Here is a 16,684-nt window from a genome sequence, read left to right on the forward strand (position 1 = left end):
TTACATACCATTTAGACAAGATAATGACACGGGAGGTTTTCGTATGAGTGACTTACTTAAAAAGCAATTTGAAATAGGCAGAGGGAGTTTATTAAAAGATATTGAGGCTTGCTCGGAAGAATGGTTTGATATCCAATTTGAAGGACTTCCGAATACGATTCGTTGGCAGATAGGACATATTTTAACTGCGGTAGACAATTTTCTATTTGCTGAAGACAAACAGTTTCCTGCACAATATAATGCATTATTCGGGTATGGTTCAAAGCCATCTGCTTGGCAAGATGATGTACCAAGTGTAGATACTCTTGTAAATCAGCTGAAAACACAGCTGGAGCAAATTAAAGGACTTCCGAATGATCGTTTTCATGACAAAATGCCTGAGCCGGTATTAGGTAATAACACCTTTGGTGAATTAGTAAGCTTTACTTCCTTTCATGAATTAACTCATATTGGGCAAGTTCATATTATGAGAAAACTCGCAGAAAATCGTTAATAGGAGACGGAAAGGGCTGATTAGATCTCAGCCTTTTATTTTTTGGTTGTGTTAAAAAATCAACAATGTTAATAAATAAAGTTTATTTTTTAGACAGCAATATATGAAAATATTTATATGAATGAAGAGTTTTTCCAAATTTTATATATACTATAAACTGAAACTTCGTATGAAAGGAGAGATTGTTGATGAGAAAGGGATTATTAGGAATAGGAGTAGTTGTCGCGTTCATTGTGATTTTGGGGATCATGTTAGCCTCAAGCTATAACGGATTTGTTAATTTAGAAGAAAATGTTGATCAATCTTATGCACAAATTGAAAATCAGCTGCAAAGGCGTCTTGATCTCATTCCAAACTTGGTGAGTACAGTAAAAGGCTATGCTGCGCATGAAGAGGAAGTATTAACAGAGATTTCTGACGCACGTGCAAGATTGGCAGGTGCTGGTTCCCCTGAGGAAGAAGCTGCAGCAAATGCAGAACTAACTGGTGCTTTAAGCCGGTTACTGGTAGTTGTTGAGAATTATCCGAATTTGAAAGCAGACCAGCAGTTTACTCAGTTAATGGATGAATTGGCTGGAACAGAAAATAGACTATCGGTTGCCCGTAAAGACTATAATGAGCAAGTATCTGTTTATAACAAAAAGGTAAAAAGTTTTCCTGGAGTCATTGTTGCAAATGTGACAGGTTTTGATGAAAAGGAGTATTTTGAAGCAGACCCAGGTGCACAAGAAGCACCTAAGGTTGACTTTGGGGGCAGCCAATAATGAAAATGAAACGCTTCTTCAGCATTGTATTTCTATTGTGCTCCTTTTTTCTAATCGGAGCGAAAGCAGCAGCTGAAGATGTTCAATTACCCCCACCGGTTGGCGATATTTATGTTCAGGATTTTGCAGAAGTGTTATCTGAACAGGAGAGATTGGAATTACTGAGTATAGGCAGATCGGTTGAAAACCAAACGACTGCACAAATTGTTGTTTTAACAGTGGATTCTATTGGTGACCGGACTGTTGAAGAATTTGCAAATGAGGTGTTTCGGCAATATGGCATTGGAGATGCGGAAGAAGATAACGGGGTGCTAGTTCTTTTAGGGATGAACCCTTCTCAGGGGATGGAGGAAAGACCATTAAGAATTGAAGTGGGCTATGGTTTAGAGGGGAGGCTTCCAGATGGAAAAGTGGGTCGAATCCTCGATGATATTACGATTCCATACTTAAAAAATAAAGAGCCAAATCTTGCTATAACGGAAACCTACAAAGTGTTAGCAAATGAAGTGTTGACCGAGTATGGTATTGAAGAAGGACAGCAGCTGGTTGAGTTGCCGGCTGTCCAGGAATCCAATACAGAGGGAGCAGGCATTCCCTCGTGGCTATTACTCATTATAGTAGTTGTTATATTGTTTTTAGATTTTAAGTTTTTTGGCGGGTTTTTAACCCATATACTTCTTTCCATATTATCCCGCGGCGGCAGAAGCGGTGGAGGAGGTGGACCGCGCGGAGGCGGAGGAGGTTCTTCCGGTGGAGGAGGAGCAAGCAGGGGATGGTAAGAGAAAGTTCAAAACAAAGAGGAGCTGCCCCATGAGGTGTCTGGTAACTTCCAGTTATCTATATCTAGTGTAAATTAACTCAAAGAGATACTAGATACTGTATGATGGTGCCTGACATCCTTGCTTTTGAGGCACTCCCTTCTGTGATTTGGAGAGTACGGTTCTAAGCGCTATAACTCTTATTTTGAAAGATTGGAAGGATTAATGTAAAGCAGGTTCCCTCTCCGTATTCGCTGTTTACATATATGGTTCCACGCATGCTTTTTATGATGCTGTAGGATACCATCATTCCCAACCCGGTGCCTTTTTCCTTGGTTGTAAAGTATGGTTCACCTAGACGATTGATTTGTTCTTGCGTCATGCCGACTCCTTCATCCTGGATATCGATTTTAATATGATCATCTTTAAAGCTTTGTGAAATCGTAAGCTCACCATTTGTTTTCATCGATTCAATGCCATTTTTTAAAATATTAATCAAACATTGTTGGAATTTCTTTCTTTCACCCTTTGTAAAGTACTCCTCATCTAAGAGCGATAGTTGGATTTCAACACTATTCATGGTTGCTAAGGGGATCACGACGTTAACAGCATGCTGAATTTCTTCATTAATATTAATTATTTCTTCTCGGTCGGGTGCAGGTTTGGCAAAGGTTAAATAATCATTAATGACTTCTGTTGCGCGGTCCAACTCTTTTAAGGCTATATCACTATACAGTTTCCGCGTATCATCTGGGATATCATTCGATAATAGTTGAATAAAGCCCCTTGCAGCTGTAAGGGGGTTTCGTACCTCATGTGAAATACTGGCAGCCAGATGGCTAACGGTTTGCAGCTTTTCTGCTTTAATGAGTTTTTGCAGCACCTGGAAATTCATTTTGATTCCTTCCCATAGGAAAGTGGTAATAGCCATTCCAATTATATGGATAACTGCCAGCACTAACCAAAACTCAATAGTGAACTTATAATTAAATAGAATGTTTGATAATAGCTGCGTAAAGGACAGACCTACAAAAGTTAGGAAAATATTTAAGCCTACTTTCTGCCTAAGCTGCAATTTTGAATAAAATTTGGACAAATAAATAATCACAAATCCCATAATGGTGAAAGTGATCATGGTAGGATAAAAACCATCTCCGCCCTGAATATATCGAATAACGAGGGTTAAAATGATGAGTAAATATCCCAATTTATAACCACCGTAGAGTCCTCCGAGAACAAAGGGTATCCAACGTAAATCCCAAATGAAATGTTCATTCGTATAGACAGGAAATATCATACACAGAATCAGTGACATAATTGGAAATAATGAGAGAGTCCAGTCTCGTACATGTTCTAATCGGTAGGTGTATTTAATCATGTAAAGGATTTGCATTAAGCATAATACAAGAAGAATAAATAAAAAGTTAATGAGTAAGTCTTTGGTTACAAGATCCATAGGTGCACCATGCCTTTAAACAATTTTAATTGTCGCAGTATATAATAAAATATATCAAGAGAAAAAGTATTTTACTAGATGAAAATATTGTTTTATTAGTAATAGTTAAAAAGATATAGAAAATATTATTATTAATTCAAAAATTATTATTGATTTCATATACTATACCGAGATATCATTAAAAGGTATGATATTTATCACTTAATAGATAGTGAAAAAGTACTATTCTGATTATTACAGGTATTACAAAATGAATGAGCAAAAAAGGAGGGAAAAATAGATGAAAAGAGGGATAACTTGGCAGTTAGGTATTATCATTGTCTGTGTGTTATTTGTTTCAATGTTGATTACCTCATTATCGAATTACTGGGTCACGTATAAAAATACATATGAGGCAGCAGGAATTGAGGCTGTGGGATGTGCCAATATCACAACTGGATTGATTTCTCCTAGTGATATTAAGAAAGTGTTGAATGGCGATGAAGAAACAAGAGAAGCTTTGGAAAAGACGATTAGTTGGACAGTTGATCATAAGAAACTTTTTGAAAATCAATATATTATCCTTTTGGATGGTACCATTGTAGTTGCTGATGACAACTTGAAAAAGCAAGGCTTTAATGCGGGGGACAAATTCTATATTGATAAAGAACTAATTGAAATAATTAAAGAAACAAAACATCCGCATTATTCTGAGATTTATGAGTTTGGAGGTATGAAACGATTAACAGGGTATGCTCCTATTTTTGAGGATCATGATCCAAATAAAGAAATCATTGCATACAATGCGATTGATTTCGATGCAAAGATTGTTTCGGAACGAACTTGGGATTCAGTAAAGGGAACAGTTGCTTTAGGTCTGCTTCCTATGATTATTGCATGTATCATTACCATTTGGATGATTAGAAGAAGGACGAAACCAATTACTATTTTAATAGAATACGCACAAGCTATTGCAAAAGGAGATTTATCAGTTAAGAATATCGAAACGAAAAACAATGATGAAATAGGAGAACTAGGTAATGCATTAAACTTTATGGCAAAGAATCTTCGTGAAGTAATTCAACAGGTTAGTTCTAGTGCTGAACATGTTGCAACATCCTCAGAGGATTTGCATCAAATTGCGATGCAAACGAGTCATGCAACAGAGCAAATCTCCATTACAATGGGTCAAATGGCTCTAAGTGTGGATAAGCAAACAGAGAGTGTAGAAGAAACCTCACAAACAGTGAAAGAAATCTCCGAAGGTGTCTATCAAATTGCTAATAATGCTCAAAATGTAACGGCTACGGCAAAGAATGCTTCTGAGAAAGCTACAGAGGGTGGACATGCCATAAAAACAGCAGTGCAGCAGATGAATTCAATTCAAGAGACGGTAACTGGACTTGCTCAAGCAGTAAAAGGATTAGGCATTCGTTCAGAGGAGATTGGACAAATTGTCGAGGTCATTACTGGAATTGCTGCCCAAACGAATTTGTTAGCCTTAAATGCTGCAATCGAAGCAGCAAGGGCAGGTGAGAACGGCCGTGGATTTGCGGTAGTTGCCGATGAAGTGAGAAAACTGGCAGAACAATCCGCGGGGTCAGCGAAACAGATTTCTATGTTGATTTCAGCCATTCAGGATGAGACGAGCAAGGCTGTTGTATCAATGGAGGTTGTTTCAAAGGAAGTAGCGTCAGGAATAGGAATTGTCAATACAGCAGGGGGTTCCTTTGAAAATATTGAGGAATCAATCAATGAAGTAAGTGAACAGATTCAAAAAGTATCAACGGCTGTTCAACAAATGGTTGCAGGAACAGAACAAATGGTACGTTCTATGCAATTAATAACAGATGTTGCTGAGTTGGCTGCATCTGGTACACAGCAAGTATCTGCCGCAACGGATGAACAATTGGCATCTATGCAAGAAATCTCTGCTTCAGCAAGTATTCTGGCAAATATGTCAGATGAACTTCAGATAATCATTAGAAAATTTAAAACAAAATAAAGAAAGGACGGAAGATCATTTCCGTCCTTTTTCACATTCGTCCGGATTTAATAATGGCAAAAAGGATAAATAAGAACATAAGCGTGGCCACAATGGATCCAACTTCAATCGCAGGAAATTCCCATAATAAATTGCGCTGTCCTGCAATGGCTCCTCCAATAATGAGTCCGACCATAAGGATACTGAAGGATAAAAGGATAATGCTAAAAGCAAGCCTATTGCTGATTTTATCTAGCCTAAGTAAAAATTGTTTAAATTCAGGTACACTAACTTCAAAGTGCAGCTTTCCTTTTTGGACAGTTGCTGTCAAGTCTTTAAGGCTTTTTGGTACTTTTGATAATAATTGTAGATTTTCAACTAATTCATTTAAGGAGCCTTGTATTACTTTCTTTGGTTCAAATCGATGTCGTAATAGTTTTTCACCAAAAGGCTTAACGGTATCCATAATACTGAGTGCAGGATCTAAGTCTTTAACCACTCCTTCAATAATGAGGAGTGTCTTTCCCAAAATCGTCAAATCAGAAGGTATTTGAATATGATGATGATGGATAATCGTAAGCAAGTCGTTCAAAGCTGTACCTATGCTTAGTTTACTTAGAGGAATATCAGAATATTTCATGACAAACTCATCAATATCATTATATAAAGCAGATAGATTCGTTTCTTCAGATTGTATCCCGATTGATGAAATGGCTTTTAAAAGGCCTCTTGTATTTTTGCGCTGCAAATGAATCACTAATGATGCAAAATGATATTTTGTTTCATCACTTAATCGTCCAACCGTGCCGAAATCCAGGTAGGCAATGTTATTTTCAGGCAATATATAAATATTCCCTGGATGCGGGTCGCCGTGGAAAAATCCTTCGATTAAAATTTGGTGAAGCATGGATTCTGTAATCCGCTCAGCAATGAGCTTTCGATTATAGCCTTCCTCATCAAGCTTCTTAATCTGATTAACTTTTATTCCATTTACGAGATCCATAGTTAGGATTTTTTTTGTAGAGAGATTCCAGTGAACCTTTGGAATGAAAATTTCTGATTTATGAGTGAATTGTTGAGCAATGCGTTCGCTGTTTCTTCCTTCATTTTGATAATCAAGTTCAGCTCTCAAACTATTTGAGAATTCTTCAATAATTTTTCGAATCTGGTAGTTTTTTGCCCAAGCAATTTTTTCTTCCATTATTCTTGCTAAATCATCTAGTATTTCTAAATCTGTTTCGACAATGGGTTTGATATCGGGGCGTTGAATCTTAACTGCAACTGATTCTCCCGTATGTAAGGTTGCCGCGTGTACCTGCCCGATAGATGCACTAGCGAGAGGAATTTCTGAAAAGAAATGAAACTGATTACTAATCGTGTCTCCTAACTCTAGTTCAATCATTTCTCGTGCTTGCTGGAAGGAAAACGATGAAACTTGATCCTGCAGCTTTTCTAACTCTTGGGCAATTTCAAGCGGTACTAAATCACGTCTTGTGCTGGCGATTTGTCCAAGTTTAATAAATGTTGGTCCCAATTCCTGAAGTACTTCTTTTAGTTTAATGCCCGCGTATTTTTTGCTTAATTGGGCATCGTTATTTTGAAGTTTGCTCGGTAAGTGATGCTTTGTTAGTCCTAATCGATAGACTAAATGACTGAAACCATTTCGTAAAAAAGCATTACTGATTTCCTGATATCTTTGTGCATGTTTTAGTCTTTTCCCAAGCATGTACGTTCCTCCAAACCAAGTATTTCTATTAGTTATTTATCAGGCTATTACTGCCATGCTTCATTTCTAAAAATAAAGCTTTGTTTATTAACATTGTTAATTTTTGACTCATCTAAAGCTGTATGGTTAGGAAGCGACAGGAGAAAATGAATTTTCTCCTGTCGCTTCCTAACCATACAGCAACCTTTCAGCACAGCTGAAAGGCGTGAGAAATGGATATTTCTCACGGATGAGTCAAAAATCTGACTTATTAACATTATTCGTTAACATAGCCAAAAACAATGTTCGTTCTTAGCTTATCTATTTTATATGATACAACATTTTTTCTCTTCCGGTTGCTAATTATTAGAACGGAACATTTGATTCTGCATTTACTATGCGTGGTTTTTACTATGGTTGGGCAATATAGTAATATTTAAGAAAAAATTTGCCACAATTTCTAAATAGGCTATAGGCAGAAAGGGGCAAAGCAAATGAAACTTACACCGGAACAGAGGATTGAACTTCATGGTTTCAACAATTTAACGAAGTCATTAAGTTTTAATATGTATGATATTTGTTATACCAGAACAAAAGAGGAACGCGAAGCGTATATTGAATACATCGATGAACAATATAACGCTGACCGATTGACAAGTATTTTAAAACATGTGGCGGATATTATCGGGGCACATGTCTTAAATGTCGCAAAACAAGACTATGTACCGCAGGGGGCAAGTGTTACGGTTCTTGTTTCAGAAGGTCCTGTTATAGAGGTACCAACAGGATCCTATGAGGAAACACCAGGACCGCTTCCGGACAATGTCGTTTTACAGCTAGATAAAAGCCATATTACCGTACATACTTATCCAGAATACCATCCAGAAGAAGGAATCAGTACGTTCAGGGCTGATATTGATGTGTCAACCTGCGGAGAAATTTCCCCGCTGAAAGCATTAAATTATTTAATCCATTCTTTCGAAACAGATGTCATGTCAATTGATTACCGGGTGAGAGGTTTCACAAGGGCAAAAGACGGGCATAAGCTTTTTATCGACCACGATATTAACTCAATTCAAAATTATATTCCGGATACGATTAAAGAACTGTACGATATGATTGATGTTAATGTATACCAGGAAAATATTTTCCATACTAAATGTAAATTAAAGGAATTTGATTTAAATAATTATTTATTCGGCTATTCAAAGGACAAGTTGAATCCTAATGAAATGAGAGAAATCACAAATAGTTTAATTGCTGAAATGGATGAAATTTTTTACGGAAAGAATATGAATCGTCATTTACAATAAAGGCTCATTAAGAGAGAAATATCTTCTTTCCCAAGCAAATTGAAATCAAATAGATTACCTAACACTGATTTTGTCTTTTTCCCATACTATATTATGGAAGTAATCATTTATTGAATGGGGAAATGAGATGGGCAATTTACAACCAAGCTCTGAAGGAGCAGTAAATGTGTACAAAGTAATCGCAGGATCTTTTAAGAGTAAGGAAAATGCAGCGAATCGAGTATCGTTTTTGCAATCAAAAGGAATAGAAGCTTTTGTGCAACCTGTAACTATAATGAATGAACGAATGTATAGAGTCCAAGCGGGTGCGTTTACAACAAAAGAAAATGCCGATAAAAGGCTGGAGCAAGTGATTCATTCAGGAGTAGCAGATGCTTTTATCGTTTCCGAAAATACACCGGTAGGTCACACTCCTATACAAGAACCAATTATGGGAGGAATCATGTTATCTTCAGAACAATTGGATCTTTTTGTAAAAGATATCAATCCACAGGCAATGGAAATAGGAAGTTATTATATAAGCTTTGGTAATTTTTATGGAATAAGAGGAGATATTGCTTTTGCCCAGGCAATACTTGAAACAGATTATTTTCGCTTTACCGGAATCGTACAGCCGCATCAAAATAATTTCTCTGGTTTAGGCTCAACTGGCCCTGATGATCCTGGTGCCTTTTTTCAGACTCCGAGCGAAGGGGTGCTGGCGCATATGCAGCATTTATTTGCTTATGCAACTAATAGTCCGCTGCCAAGTCAGTATTCGTTAGTAGATCCTCGTTTTCATCTAGTAAAAAGGGGAAGTGCACGTGCTTGGGTTGATTTAAATGGGAAGTGGGCTGTTCCAGGCCATAATTATGGACAGACTATATTAAATATTTATCAAAGGATGCTGAACAGGATGTCATCTGGAAAAAAGTAAAAGCTGTTGATTGCACAACAGCTTTTACTTTTTATGATCGTTGGATCATAGAATTGGAATAATTTTTAACAAGTTTTTGTAAATTTCGATGGCTTTCTCTTACTTTAATGGATTCATCAATAATTTTTTGAAAGCCTTCTAAGTCTTTATCATTGGCATTAAGTACGGATCTAGTGACACTTTCTGCAATTTGTTGTAAGGTTGGTTCTGAGCTCATCGTAATGACCACCTTTCCTTTATTTGCTCCTTAATAATTTATCGAAAGGCAGCCCATTTTCCTGCCAAAAAAAGAGTAAATTTATCTACAATTCTCAGCAAATTTATATATAATTAGCAATACTTCGTAGTGAAAACCATAAAAATAGGATAAATGATTTAAAAAAGTAAATAAAAAATATTCCTAATGCTTATCATTAAGGATATTTTAGAACATACATGTAAAGAATTTAATGTTTTTTCGCCAAATTTTCCTGGGCCATCCTTACAAGTTCTTTAACCATACTTCCGCCTAGTCTTCCGCCGACCTTGCCAGCCTGCTCGGAAGTTAATTGGCCATTGTAACTGCTTGTAAGAGGCACACCGGCTTCTTCAGCAGCTTCAAATTTAGCATCTTCCGGATTGCTAGTTCCAGCCACCTTTGCTTTTAATTGATCTAGACCATGTCTTGCTTCGGGAACAAGTATTTTATTTCTTTTTCTTCGTGCCATATTCATCCCTCCATCCTTAGGATGTCCTAAAAGTGTTTTCACATGAGAAGAGAAAAGAAAAAAGAGAGGATTAAATTTAATTATAAGTTTTTTAAGAATAATTATATTATTCGAGTAATAAGTATTGACATTTCCGAGCATGTTTATTAGGATTGTAAAAACAAAAGAAAATTAAGTATAAATCTCTTATCAAGAGAGGTGGAGGGACTGGCCTGATGATGCCTCAGCAACCGCATTTTGACGGTGCTAATTCCAGCAAAGCTCGACTTTGAAAGATAAGGAGAGAAACCTTTTTTGTACAAAAAAGTTCTCTTCTTAAGAAGATGATTTTTGTATGAGAAAGGGGAATAGTATATGAAGAAACTTTTAACTGTTGATGAATATTTAGACTTGTATCTGCTTGCAGGGGAGCTTGGAGATCAATTATGGCAAAACGAAATAATGGAGAAGCTAAATAATGGTGAATACATTACTGAGCACTCATTAAAAATACGTAATCTTTGGGATAAATATAAAAAGGTAAATATGGAAATGCTTGACCTATATCGTCAATTGCAAGAGGATACATCTAATGAAGCTGTAAAGGAAAAAATACGCGCCTTAAAGCAACAGCGAATCATATTAAACCGCCAAATTCAAAAAGAACAAAAAAAGTCTCAGCTTCAACATCTCAAAACAAAATAAGGCTTTACTCCATTTTAAGGGACTGTCCTCTAGCAATTTAAAGCGTTGGGGGACAGTCCCTCAGTGCTTTAATAGGATAAAGAAGGTAACTAAAAAAAGTTTGTGAAAAAATGTTCATATTTTGTTCAGAATTTCACAATAAAAACAGAGAACTTGTATGTTATTCTATAACCACAAAGAAGAAAGGAGTAACAAACATGAAGCTTTGTAATTGGAAGAACTTTAGCACAGACACTGAAATGTACACGCAGGAAGCATTTGAAGGTTTAGTTGGTGACTGTTTTGAAGCAATGATAATAAAGGAGAGTAACGATATTCCTTCTTATATATGGACAAATAATTACGTAGTTATCGTAAAGAATAATTCAAGTAAGTTTTCAGATATCTCTTTTGAAAAAATCCCAAGAAATCCTATTAGTATATAAAAGATGATTATTCCTATTTATCAAAATATAGGTTCATTTTTTTAAAAAATATAATGTGAAATACTTCACAATGAATCGGAGGAGATTTTAATGGCTATTAAAGAAAAGGAATTAACAAAAAATACGGTAAAAGAAAATCCATCAACTTCTGAAGTAATCAATAAACTGGTTGAAAATGGTCAAAAAGCATTAGCAGAATTCCAAAGCTTCAACCAAGAGCAAATAGATGAAATTGTAAAAAGGATGGCATTAGCCGGATTAGATCAGCATATGCCGCTTGCAAAACTTGCGGTAGAAGAAACAGGAAGAGGAGTATATGAAGATAAGATTATAAAAAATATCTTCGCTACTGAATACATATACAATAATATTAAATATGATAAAACCGTAGGAATTATTAATCAAAATGAACTAGAAGGGACCTATGAAATTGCTGAGCCAGTTGGTGTGATTGCAGGTGTAACACCTGTTACCAATCCTACATCTACTACAATGTTTAAGGCATCAATTTCTATCAAAACTCGTAATCCGATTATTTTTGCTTTCCATCCTTCAGCACAAAAATGCAGCAGTGAAGCGGCAAGAATTTTAAGAGAGGCGGCAATTTCTGCTGGAGCACCTGAACATTGTATCCAATGGATTGAAGAGCCTTCATTGGAAGCAACTCAATTATTAATGAATCATGCAAATATTGCCGTCATATTGGCTACAGGTGGTTCAGGAATGGTCAAATCAGCATACAGCTCTGGGAAACCGGCTCTTGGTGTAGGTCCTGGAAATGTTCCATGCTATATTGAAAAATCTGCTAATATTGGACAAGCTGTCAATGATTTAATTTTATCTAAAACTTTTGATAATGGGATGATATGCGCATCTGAGCAAGCTGTAATCATTGATAAAGAAGTTTATGCAGAGGTTAAAAATGAACTGATTGCAAATAATTGCTATTTTTTAAATGATGAAGAAAGAGAAAAAGTTGAGAAGCTTGTCATCAATGAAAAATCTTGTGCCGTTAATGCACAAATCGTTGGAAAACCTGCTTATCAAATAGCTCAAATGGCGGGGGTTCTAGTGCCTGAAGATACAAAAATTTTAATAGCTGAATTAAAAGGAGTGGGGGCACAATATCCGCTTTCTCGAGAAAAGTTAAGTCCTGTTCTAGCTTGTTATAAAGTTAATAGTCTTCAAGAAGGTTTTAGACGAGCGGAAGAAATGCTAGAATTTGGAGGATTAGGACATTCGGCAGTTATTCATACAACAAATGAAGAAATCATGAAGGAATTTGGTCTTAGAATGAAGGCGTGCCGTATTATTGTTAATGCCCCTTCATCACAAGGTGCTATTGGAGATATATATAATGCCTTTATGCCATCTCTGACACTTGGCTGCGGTACATTTGGCGGCAATTCTGTATCATCAAACGTAGGGGCTATCCATTTAATAAATACGAAAAAAATGGCAAAAAGGGCGGTAAATATGCAATGGTTTAAAATTCCGGCAAAAATTTACTTTGAGAAAAATTCTATTCAATATTTGGCATCGATGAAAAACATTTCAAGGGCGTTTATCGTAACAGATCCGGGTATGGTCAAATTTGGTTACGTTGATAAAGTTCTTTACTATTTAAGAAAACGTCCAGATTATGTACAATGTGAAGTATTCTCAGAAGTTGAGCCAGATCCATCTATTGAGACGGTCATGAAAGGTGCAGAGATGATGGCGAAGTTTCAGCCAGATGTTATCATTACGCTAGGCGGAGGATCTGCAATGGATGCGGCAAAAGGAATGTGGTTGTTCTATGAATATCCTGAAACAGATTTCTTTGGTCTGAAACAGAAATTCATGGATATCCGAAAGCGTATTGTTAAATTCCCTGAATTGGGAAGAAAAGCGCAGCTTGTTGCGATTCCGACTACTTCTGGAACAGGCTCAGAGGTAACTTCTTTCTCCGTTATTACGGATAAAAAAGCGAATATGAAATATCCGCTGGCAGATTATGAGTTAACACCAGATGTTGCTATTATTGATCCGCAATTTGTCATGTCACTGCCAAAAGCTGTTACTGCTGATACAGGTATGGATGTACTGACACATGCTGTTGAAGCCTATGTTTCCGTAATGGCAAATGATTATACCGATGGTTTAGCATTAAAAGCAATCCAGCTTGTATTTGATTACCTTCCAAGAGCATATCGAAATGGAAATGACGAAGAGGCTCGTGAAAAAATGCATAATGCTTCAGCAATAGCTGGCATGGCTTTTGCGAATGCTTTCCTTGGAATTAATCATAGTTTGGCTCATAAATTAGGGGCAGAATTCCATATTGCACACGGGCGAGCCAATGCGATTCTATTACCGCACGTGATTCGTTACAATGCAACGAAGCCAAAGAAATTTGCAGCTTTTCCAAAGTATGAAAAGTTTATTGCAGATAAACGTTATGCTGAAATTGCTAGAATGCTTGGATTATCTGCCCGCACAACAGAAGAGGGAGTTGAAAGCTTCATTCAAGCTGTTATTAAACTAGCGAAAGAGTTGGATATTCCAATGAGTATTGAAGCAAACGGAATTGAAAAATCACTGTTTGAAAGTAAAGTGGAGTTCTTAGCAGATAAAGCATTTGAAGATCAATGTACAACGGCAAATCCAAAGCTTCCTCTTGTTAGTGAATTAGCTGAAATATACCGTCAAGCATATAAAGGAATTTAAATCATGAAATAAAAGAAATTGATTAATAGAAGAAGTCAACTCACGGATCTTTGTGTGTTGGCTTTTTTTCTATTAATTAAATTTTTTTAAAAATGAATATTTTTTTACGAAAATGTGACAAATTTAAGGCAAAATACTTTGATTAAAACTATGAATGGGGTTATAATGAAATTAATAAAAATGAAAGCGCTTTATATACATGCTAGGACAGATTTGAGGACTATCTGAATAATAACTTTTACTAGTTATTATGACAGGGAATATTGGGTAGTTAAAAATCAACATGACCTTCAGTAGAAGGATAAGAAGAGATCTTTTTTATACAAAAATAGTTCTCTTCTTAAGAAGATCATTTTTGTATAGGAAAGGGGAAAATAAAATGAATACAAATGTTGAAAATTTAGAGATTGATGATTATTTAGATTTGTACTTGCTTGCAGGAAAAATGGGAGATAAATTATGGCAGCAAGATATATTAGAAGTACTAAAAAATTATGAAAAAAATAAATCTAGCGAAGATCCAGTATTAATCATTCATAATTTATGGCTTGAACATAGAAAGATTAATACAGAGCTACTTGATTTATATCGTGAATTACGTAAAGAGCCTGAAAATGAAGAATTAAAAGCAAGAATAGCTGTTTTGAAAAAACAAAAAGTTGCGGTATGCCGGAAACTATACAGTGGAGAAAAGAAGAACCACCATTATATTCTATAATATATTTAAAGCTTTCCACTAATAGTTAAGCGCTTACAGTTTGTGACGACTTTACATTTATCGCTATATATAATGAATGATAATCATTCTGAATTAAAACCATTTTCCTCAGGGGAGAATGGTTTTTGTTTGGAGAGTGATTCGCTGTTCCGAAAAATAATAATAAAAGTATTTGGAATTTAAATAATTTACCGCTATAATATAGTTAAATTAATATAATAGTCTATTAATTCTCTAGCAGAAGGAGTCGAGTTGAGAATGGCAAGCACTAGCGTAGATAATAAAGGATATTTTGGTGAGTTTGGCGGAAGTTTTATTCCAGAAAATCTTCAAAAAGTAATGGATATTATTGAAGAACAATTCTTGAAATTTAAAGATGATCCGGATTTTCAAAAGGAATTAGATTATTACTTAAGTGAATATGTTGGCCGAGAAAACCCATTAACTTTCGCGGAAAATCTAACAAGGCAAATGGGCGGCGCGAAAATTTACTTAAAACGAGAAGATTTAAATCATACAGGTTCTCATAAAATTAATAATGCACTCGGACAAATATTATTAGCAAAAAAGATGGGTGCAAAACGTGTAATTGCTGAAACAGGTGCAGGGCAGCATGGGGTAGCAACAGCAACTGCATGTGCTATGTTTGGTTTAGAATGTGTTATTTATATGGGGAAAGTTGATACAGAACGTCAGGCACTTAACGTATTCCGAATGGAGCTTTTAGGAGCAAAAGTGGTACCTGTTGAAAAAGGTCAGGGCCGATTAAAGGATGCGGTTGATGAAGCATTAAATGATTTAGTGGAAAACTATGAAAATACGTTTTACTTAATTGGTTCAGCAGTTGGTCCTCATCCATATCCAACAATTGTAAAGCATTTTCAATCAATTATCAGTAAAGAGTCCAGACGTCAAATTCTTGAAAAGGAAGGTAAATTACCTGCTGCTGTTATTGCTTGTACAGGCGGTGGAAGTAATGCAATCGGTGCCTTCGCAAATTACCTTGAGGATGAGAACGTGCGATTAATTGGTGCTGAACCGGCGGAAGCTCCAACCATGTCTGAAGGAGTACCAGCTGTTCTTCATGGATTTAAGAGTTATACATTATTAGATGAGAATGATCAGCCAAAACCAGTATTCTCTATTGCTGCTGGTTTGGATTATCCAGGTGTTGGTCCGGAACACAGCTACTTAAAAGCTAGCGGAAGAGCAGAATATGTAACTGTTACTGGACAGGAAGCACTAGAAGCATTCCAAACACTTTCAAAAGTAGAAGGAATTATTCCGGCATTAGAAAGTTCTCATGCGGTTGCGCATGGACTGAAGCTGGCGAAAGAGCTTACTCCAGATGACATCATCATTATTAATTTATCCGGACGCGGTGATAAAGACGTTGACCAAGTCTATAAAATGTTAAATAATTAAACAAAATGAGTTAAAACGCCTATTTATACATAGGCGTTTTTTGTATTCAATTTTCACCAGGAAGAATCGACTGTCTCCGCATTAATAACCTCTTATAAAGAAATGAAAATAATTAAAGTCAAGGATTAATATATTAATTGAATGTTTGATGTTTTCTTAATATATTTTACACTATGGAAATGTTGTTAACTATTTTTAATGTTTTGAATATTTAATTGACGAAAAAGACGGATCTTTGATAAAATAAAAGCAAGATAAGCTAGAAAACCTGTTTTTATATTAATTATCTATATTTTCCTAATAAAATAATAATTTGCACTTTTTAAATATGCATTATTTTACTAATATACTGGGAGGGTTTGTAATGATACTAGTTTGTAAAAATCATGTAACGGATGGATTAAAAGAAACCTCTGCACCACATATTGAAAAAGTGCCTACAGAGAATAAAAATTGCTGCACATACTGTACTGAAAAAGCGATATATCGTTTATTTTATTTTGGTCAGATTTCTGCAAAAGAGAATAGTAAAGTAGCGCAATAAAATTCTTTTTTTATATCCTGAGTCACCTTTTCCTTCTTTTATTTTGTGGGATAATTTCTATTCCGCATTTATCTGATTTAGTTATCCCTCTTATTGTCATTCCA

Annotated in this window: 16 protein-coding genes and 1 riboswitch; of the genes, 12 read left to right on the forward strand and 4 right to left on the reverse strand. The window is 35.7% G+C overall.

What is annotated here, in order from left to right:
* Nucleotides 1-43: 43 nt before the first annotated feature.
* The 3 genes from F4V44_RS16675 to F4V44_RS16685 all read left to right on the forward strand — a co-directional run bounded on the left by F4V44_RS16675 (nucleotide 44) and on the right by F4V44_RS16685 (nucleotide 2,036).
* Nucleotides 44-493, forward strand: coding sequence for a DinB family protein (locus tag F4V44_RS16675; protein ID WP_150441151.1), 450 nt, complete (start codon nucleotides 44-46; stop codon nucleotides 491-493).
* Between the two features lie 188 nt (nucleotides 494-681).
* The gene (locus tag F4V44_RS16680) at nucleotides 682-1,257 is read left to right on the forward strand and encodes a LemA family protein (RefSeq protein ID WP_150441152.1); all 576 of its coding nucleotides are present in this window, start codon (nucleotides 682-684) and stop codon (nucleotides 1,255-1,257) included.
* The gene (locus F4V44_RS16685) at nucleotides 1,257-2,036 is read left to right on the forward strand and encodes a TPM domain-containing protein (RefSeq protein ID WP_150441153.1); all 780 of its coding nucleotides are present in this window, start codon (nucleotides 1,257-1,259) and stop codon (nucleotides 2,034-2,036) included. The genes F4V44_RS16680 and F4V44_RS16685 overlap by 1 nt, the downstream gene beginning before the upstream one ends.
* Before the next feature lie 163 nt (nucleotides 2,037-2,199).
* Here the strand turns inward: F4V44_RS16685 and F4V44_RS16690 are convergent, their stop codons facing one another.
* Entirely contained in the window at nucleotides 2,200-3,471 is a 1,272-nt protein-coding gene (locus F4V44_RS16690) for an ATP-binding protein (protein WP_150441154.1), read from the reverse strand.
* 280 nt (nucleotides 3,472-3,751) lie between these two features.
* Here F4V44_RS16690 and F4V44_RS16695 point away from each other — a divergent pair, with 280 nt between their 5' ends.
* Nucleotides 3,752-5,455, forward strand: coding sequence for a methyl-accepting chemotaxis protein (locus F4V44_RS16695; RefSeq protein WP_150441155.1), 1,704 nt, complete (start codon nucleotides 3,752-3,754; stop codon nucleotides 5,453-5,455).
* 31 nt (nucleotides 5,456-5,486) lie between these two features.
* On the opposite strand, the gene F4V44_RS16700 is transcribed toward F4V44_RS16695, so the two are convergent.
* The gene (locus F4V44_RS16700; protein WP_150441156.1) at nucleotides 5,487-7,160 is read right to left on the reverse strand and encodes an ABC1 kinase family protein; all 1,674 of its coding nucleotides are present in this window, start codon (nucleotides 7,158-7,160) and stop codon (nucleotides 5,487-5,489) included.
* Nucleotides 7,161-7,633: 473 nt separating this feature from the next.
* Here F4V44_RS16700 and speD point away from each other — a divergent pair, with 473 nt between their 5' ends.
* Nucleotides 7,634-8,452 carry an adenosylmethionine decarboxylase gene (gene speD / locus F4V44_RS16705; protein WP_150441157.1) on the forward strand — a complete coding sequence of 273 codons (819 nt, stop codon included), beginning with the start codon at nucleotides 7,634-7,636 and terminating at the stop codon, nucleotides 8,450-8,452.
* A 127-nt stretch (nucleotides 8,453-8,579) separates the two neighbouring features.
* Nucleotides 8,580-9,368 (forward strand): SPOR domain-containing protein, encoded by a 789-nt coding sequence (locus F4V44_RS16710; protein ID WP_150441158.1) that lies wholly within the window; start codon nucleotides 8,580-8,582, stop codon nucleotides 9,366-9,368.
* Between the two features lie 31 nt (nucleotides 9,369-9,399).
* Here F4V44_RS16710 and F4V44_RS16715 read toward each other — a convergent pair whose 3' ends face one another.
* A complete protein-coding gene (locus F4V44_RS16715; protein ID WP_150441159.1) occupies nucleotides 9,400-9,585 on the reverse strand; it encodes a hypothetical protein in 186 nt (61 codons plus the stop codon).
* 229 nt (nucleotides 9,586-9,814) lie between these two features.
* Nucleotides 9,815-10,075 (reverse strand): alpha/beta-type small acid-soluble spore protein, encoded by a 261-nt coding sequence (locus F4V44_RS16720; RefSeq protein WP_150441160.1) that lies wholly within the window; start codon nucleotides 10,073-10,075, stop codon nucleotides 9,815-9,817.
* A 183-nt stretch (nucleotides 10,076-10,258) separates the two neighbouring features.
* Nucleotides 10,259-10,357, forward strand: a riboswitch (SAM riboswitch).
* A 72-nt stretch (nucleotides 10,358-10,429) separates the two neighbouring features.
* Between F4V44_RS16720 and F4V44_RS16725 the strand changes: the two genes are divergently transcribed.
* The 6 genes from F4V44_RS16725 to F4V44_RS16750 all read left to right on the forward strand — a co-directional run bounded on the left by F4V44_RS16725 (nucleotide 10,430) and on the right by F4V44_RS16750 (nucleotide 16,580).
* Complete coding sequence (locus F4V44_RS16725) at nucleotides 10,430-10,759, forward strand: hypothetical protein (RefSeq protein ID WP_150441161.1); 330 nt, start codon at nucleotides 10,430-10,432, stop codon at nucleotides 10,757-10,759.
* A gap of 197 nt (nucleotides 10,760-10,956) precedes the next feature.
* A complete protein-coding gene (locus F4V44_RS16730) occupies nucleotides 10,957-11,184 on the forward strand; it encodes a hypothetical protein (protein ID WP_150441162.1) in 228 nt (75 codons plus the stop codon).
* Between the two features lie 90 nt (nucleotides 11,185-11,274).
* Nucleotides 11,275-13,893 (forward strand): bifunctional acetaldehyde-CoA/alcohol dehydrogenase, encoded by a 2,619-nt coding sequence (adhE, locus tag F4V44_RS16735; RefSeq protein WP_150441163.1) that lies wholly within the window; start codon nucleotides 11,275-11,277, stop codon nucleotides 13,891-13,893.
* Nucleotides 13,894-14,272: 379 nt separating this feature from the next.
* Nucleotides 14,273-14,611 (forward strand): hypothetical protein, encoded by a 339-nt coding sequence (locus F4V44_RS16740; protein ID WP_150441164.1) that lies wholly within the window; start codon nucleotides 14,273-14,275, stop codon nucleotides 14,609-14,611.
* A 258-nt stretch (nucleotides 14,612-14,869) separates the two neighbouring features.
* Entirely contained in the window at nucleotides 14,870-16,036 is a 1,167-nt protein-coding gene (trpB, locus tag F4V44_RS16745; protein WP_150441165.1) for a tryptophan synthase subunit beta, read from the forward strand.
* A gap of 364 nt (nucleotides 16,037-16,400) precedes the next feature.
* Complete coding sequence (locus F4V44_RS16750) at nucleotides 16,401-16,580, forward strand: hypothetical protein (RefSeq protein WP_150441166.1); 180 nt, start codon at nucleotides 16,401-16,403, stop codon at nucleotides 16,578-16,580.
* Nucleotides 16,581-16,684 lie beyond the last annotated feature (104 nt).

Origin of the sequence: Niallia endozanthoxylica (assembly GCF_008710145.1) — a bacterium.
In the GTDB taxonomy this organism is placed as follows: Bacteria; Bacillota; Bacilli; order Bacillales; family Cytobacillaceae; genus Bacillus_BD; species Bacillus_BD endozanthoxylica.

Bases quoted from the DNA above. Each gene is read 5' to 3' on its own strand.
- F4V44_RS16740 (WP_150441164.1), top strand. From the start codon at position 14,273: ATGAATACAAATGTTGAAAATTTAGAGATTGATGATTATTTAGATTTG.
- F4V44_RS16680 (WP_150441152.1), top strand. From the start codon at position 682: ATGAGAAAGGGATTATTAGGAATAGGAGTAGTTGTCGCGTTCATTGTG.
- F4V44_RS16675 (WP_150441151.1), top strand. From the start codon at position 44: ATGAGTGACTTACTTAAAAAGCAATTTGAAATAGGCAGAGGGAGTTTA.
- speD (WP_150441157.1), top strand. From the start codon at position 7,634: ATGAAACTTACACCGGAACAGAGGATTGAACTTCATGGTTTCAACAAT.
- F4V44_RS16750 (WP_150441166.1), top strand. From the start codon at position 16,401: ATGATACTAGTTTGTAAAAATCATGTAACGGATGGATTAAAAGAAACC.
- F4V44_RS16685 (WP_150441153.1), top strand. From the start codon at position 1,257: ATGAAAATGAAACGCTTCTTCAGCATTGTATTTCTATTGTGCTCCTTT.
- F4V44_RS16720 (WP_150441160.1), bottom strand. From the start codon at position 10,075: ATGGCACGAAGAAAAAGAAATAAAATACTTGTTCCCGAAGCAAGACAT.
- F4V44_RS16690 (WP_150441154.1), bottom strand. From the start codon at position 3,471: ATGGATCTTGTAACCAAAGACTTACTCATTAACTTTTTATTTATTCTT.
- F4V44_RS16725 (WP_150441161.1), top strand. From the start codon at position 10,430: ATGAAGAAACTTTTAACTGTTGATGAATATTTAGACTTGTATCTGCTT.
- F4V44_RS16730 (WP_150441162.1), top strand. From the start codon at position 10,957: ATGAAGCTTTGTAATTGGAAGAACTTTAGCACAGACACTGAAATGTAC.
- adhE (WP_150441163.1), top strand. From the start codon at position 11,275: ATGGCTATTAAAGAAAAGGAATTAACAAAAAATACGGTAAAAGAAAAT.
- trpB (WP_150441165.1), top strand. From the start codon at position 14,870: ATGGCAAGCACTAGCGTAGATAATAAAGGATATTTTGGTGAGTTTGGC.
- F4V44_RS16695 (WP_150441155.1), top strand. From the start codon at position 3,752: ATGAAAAGAGGGATAACTTGGCAGTTAGGTATTATCATTGTCTGTGTG.
- F4V44_RS16700 (WP_150441156.1), bottom strand. From the start codon at position 7,160: ATGCTTGGGAAAAGACTAAAACATGCACAAAGATATCAGGAAATCAGT.
- F4V44_RS16715 (WP_150441159.1), bottom strand. From the start codon at position 9,585: ATGAGCTCAGAACCAACCTTACAACAAATTGCAGAAAGTGTCACTAGA.
- F4V44_RS16710 (WP_150441158.1), top strand. From the start codon at position 8,580: ATGGGCAATTTACAACCAAGCTCTGAAGGAGCAGTAAATGTGTACAAA.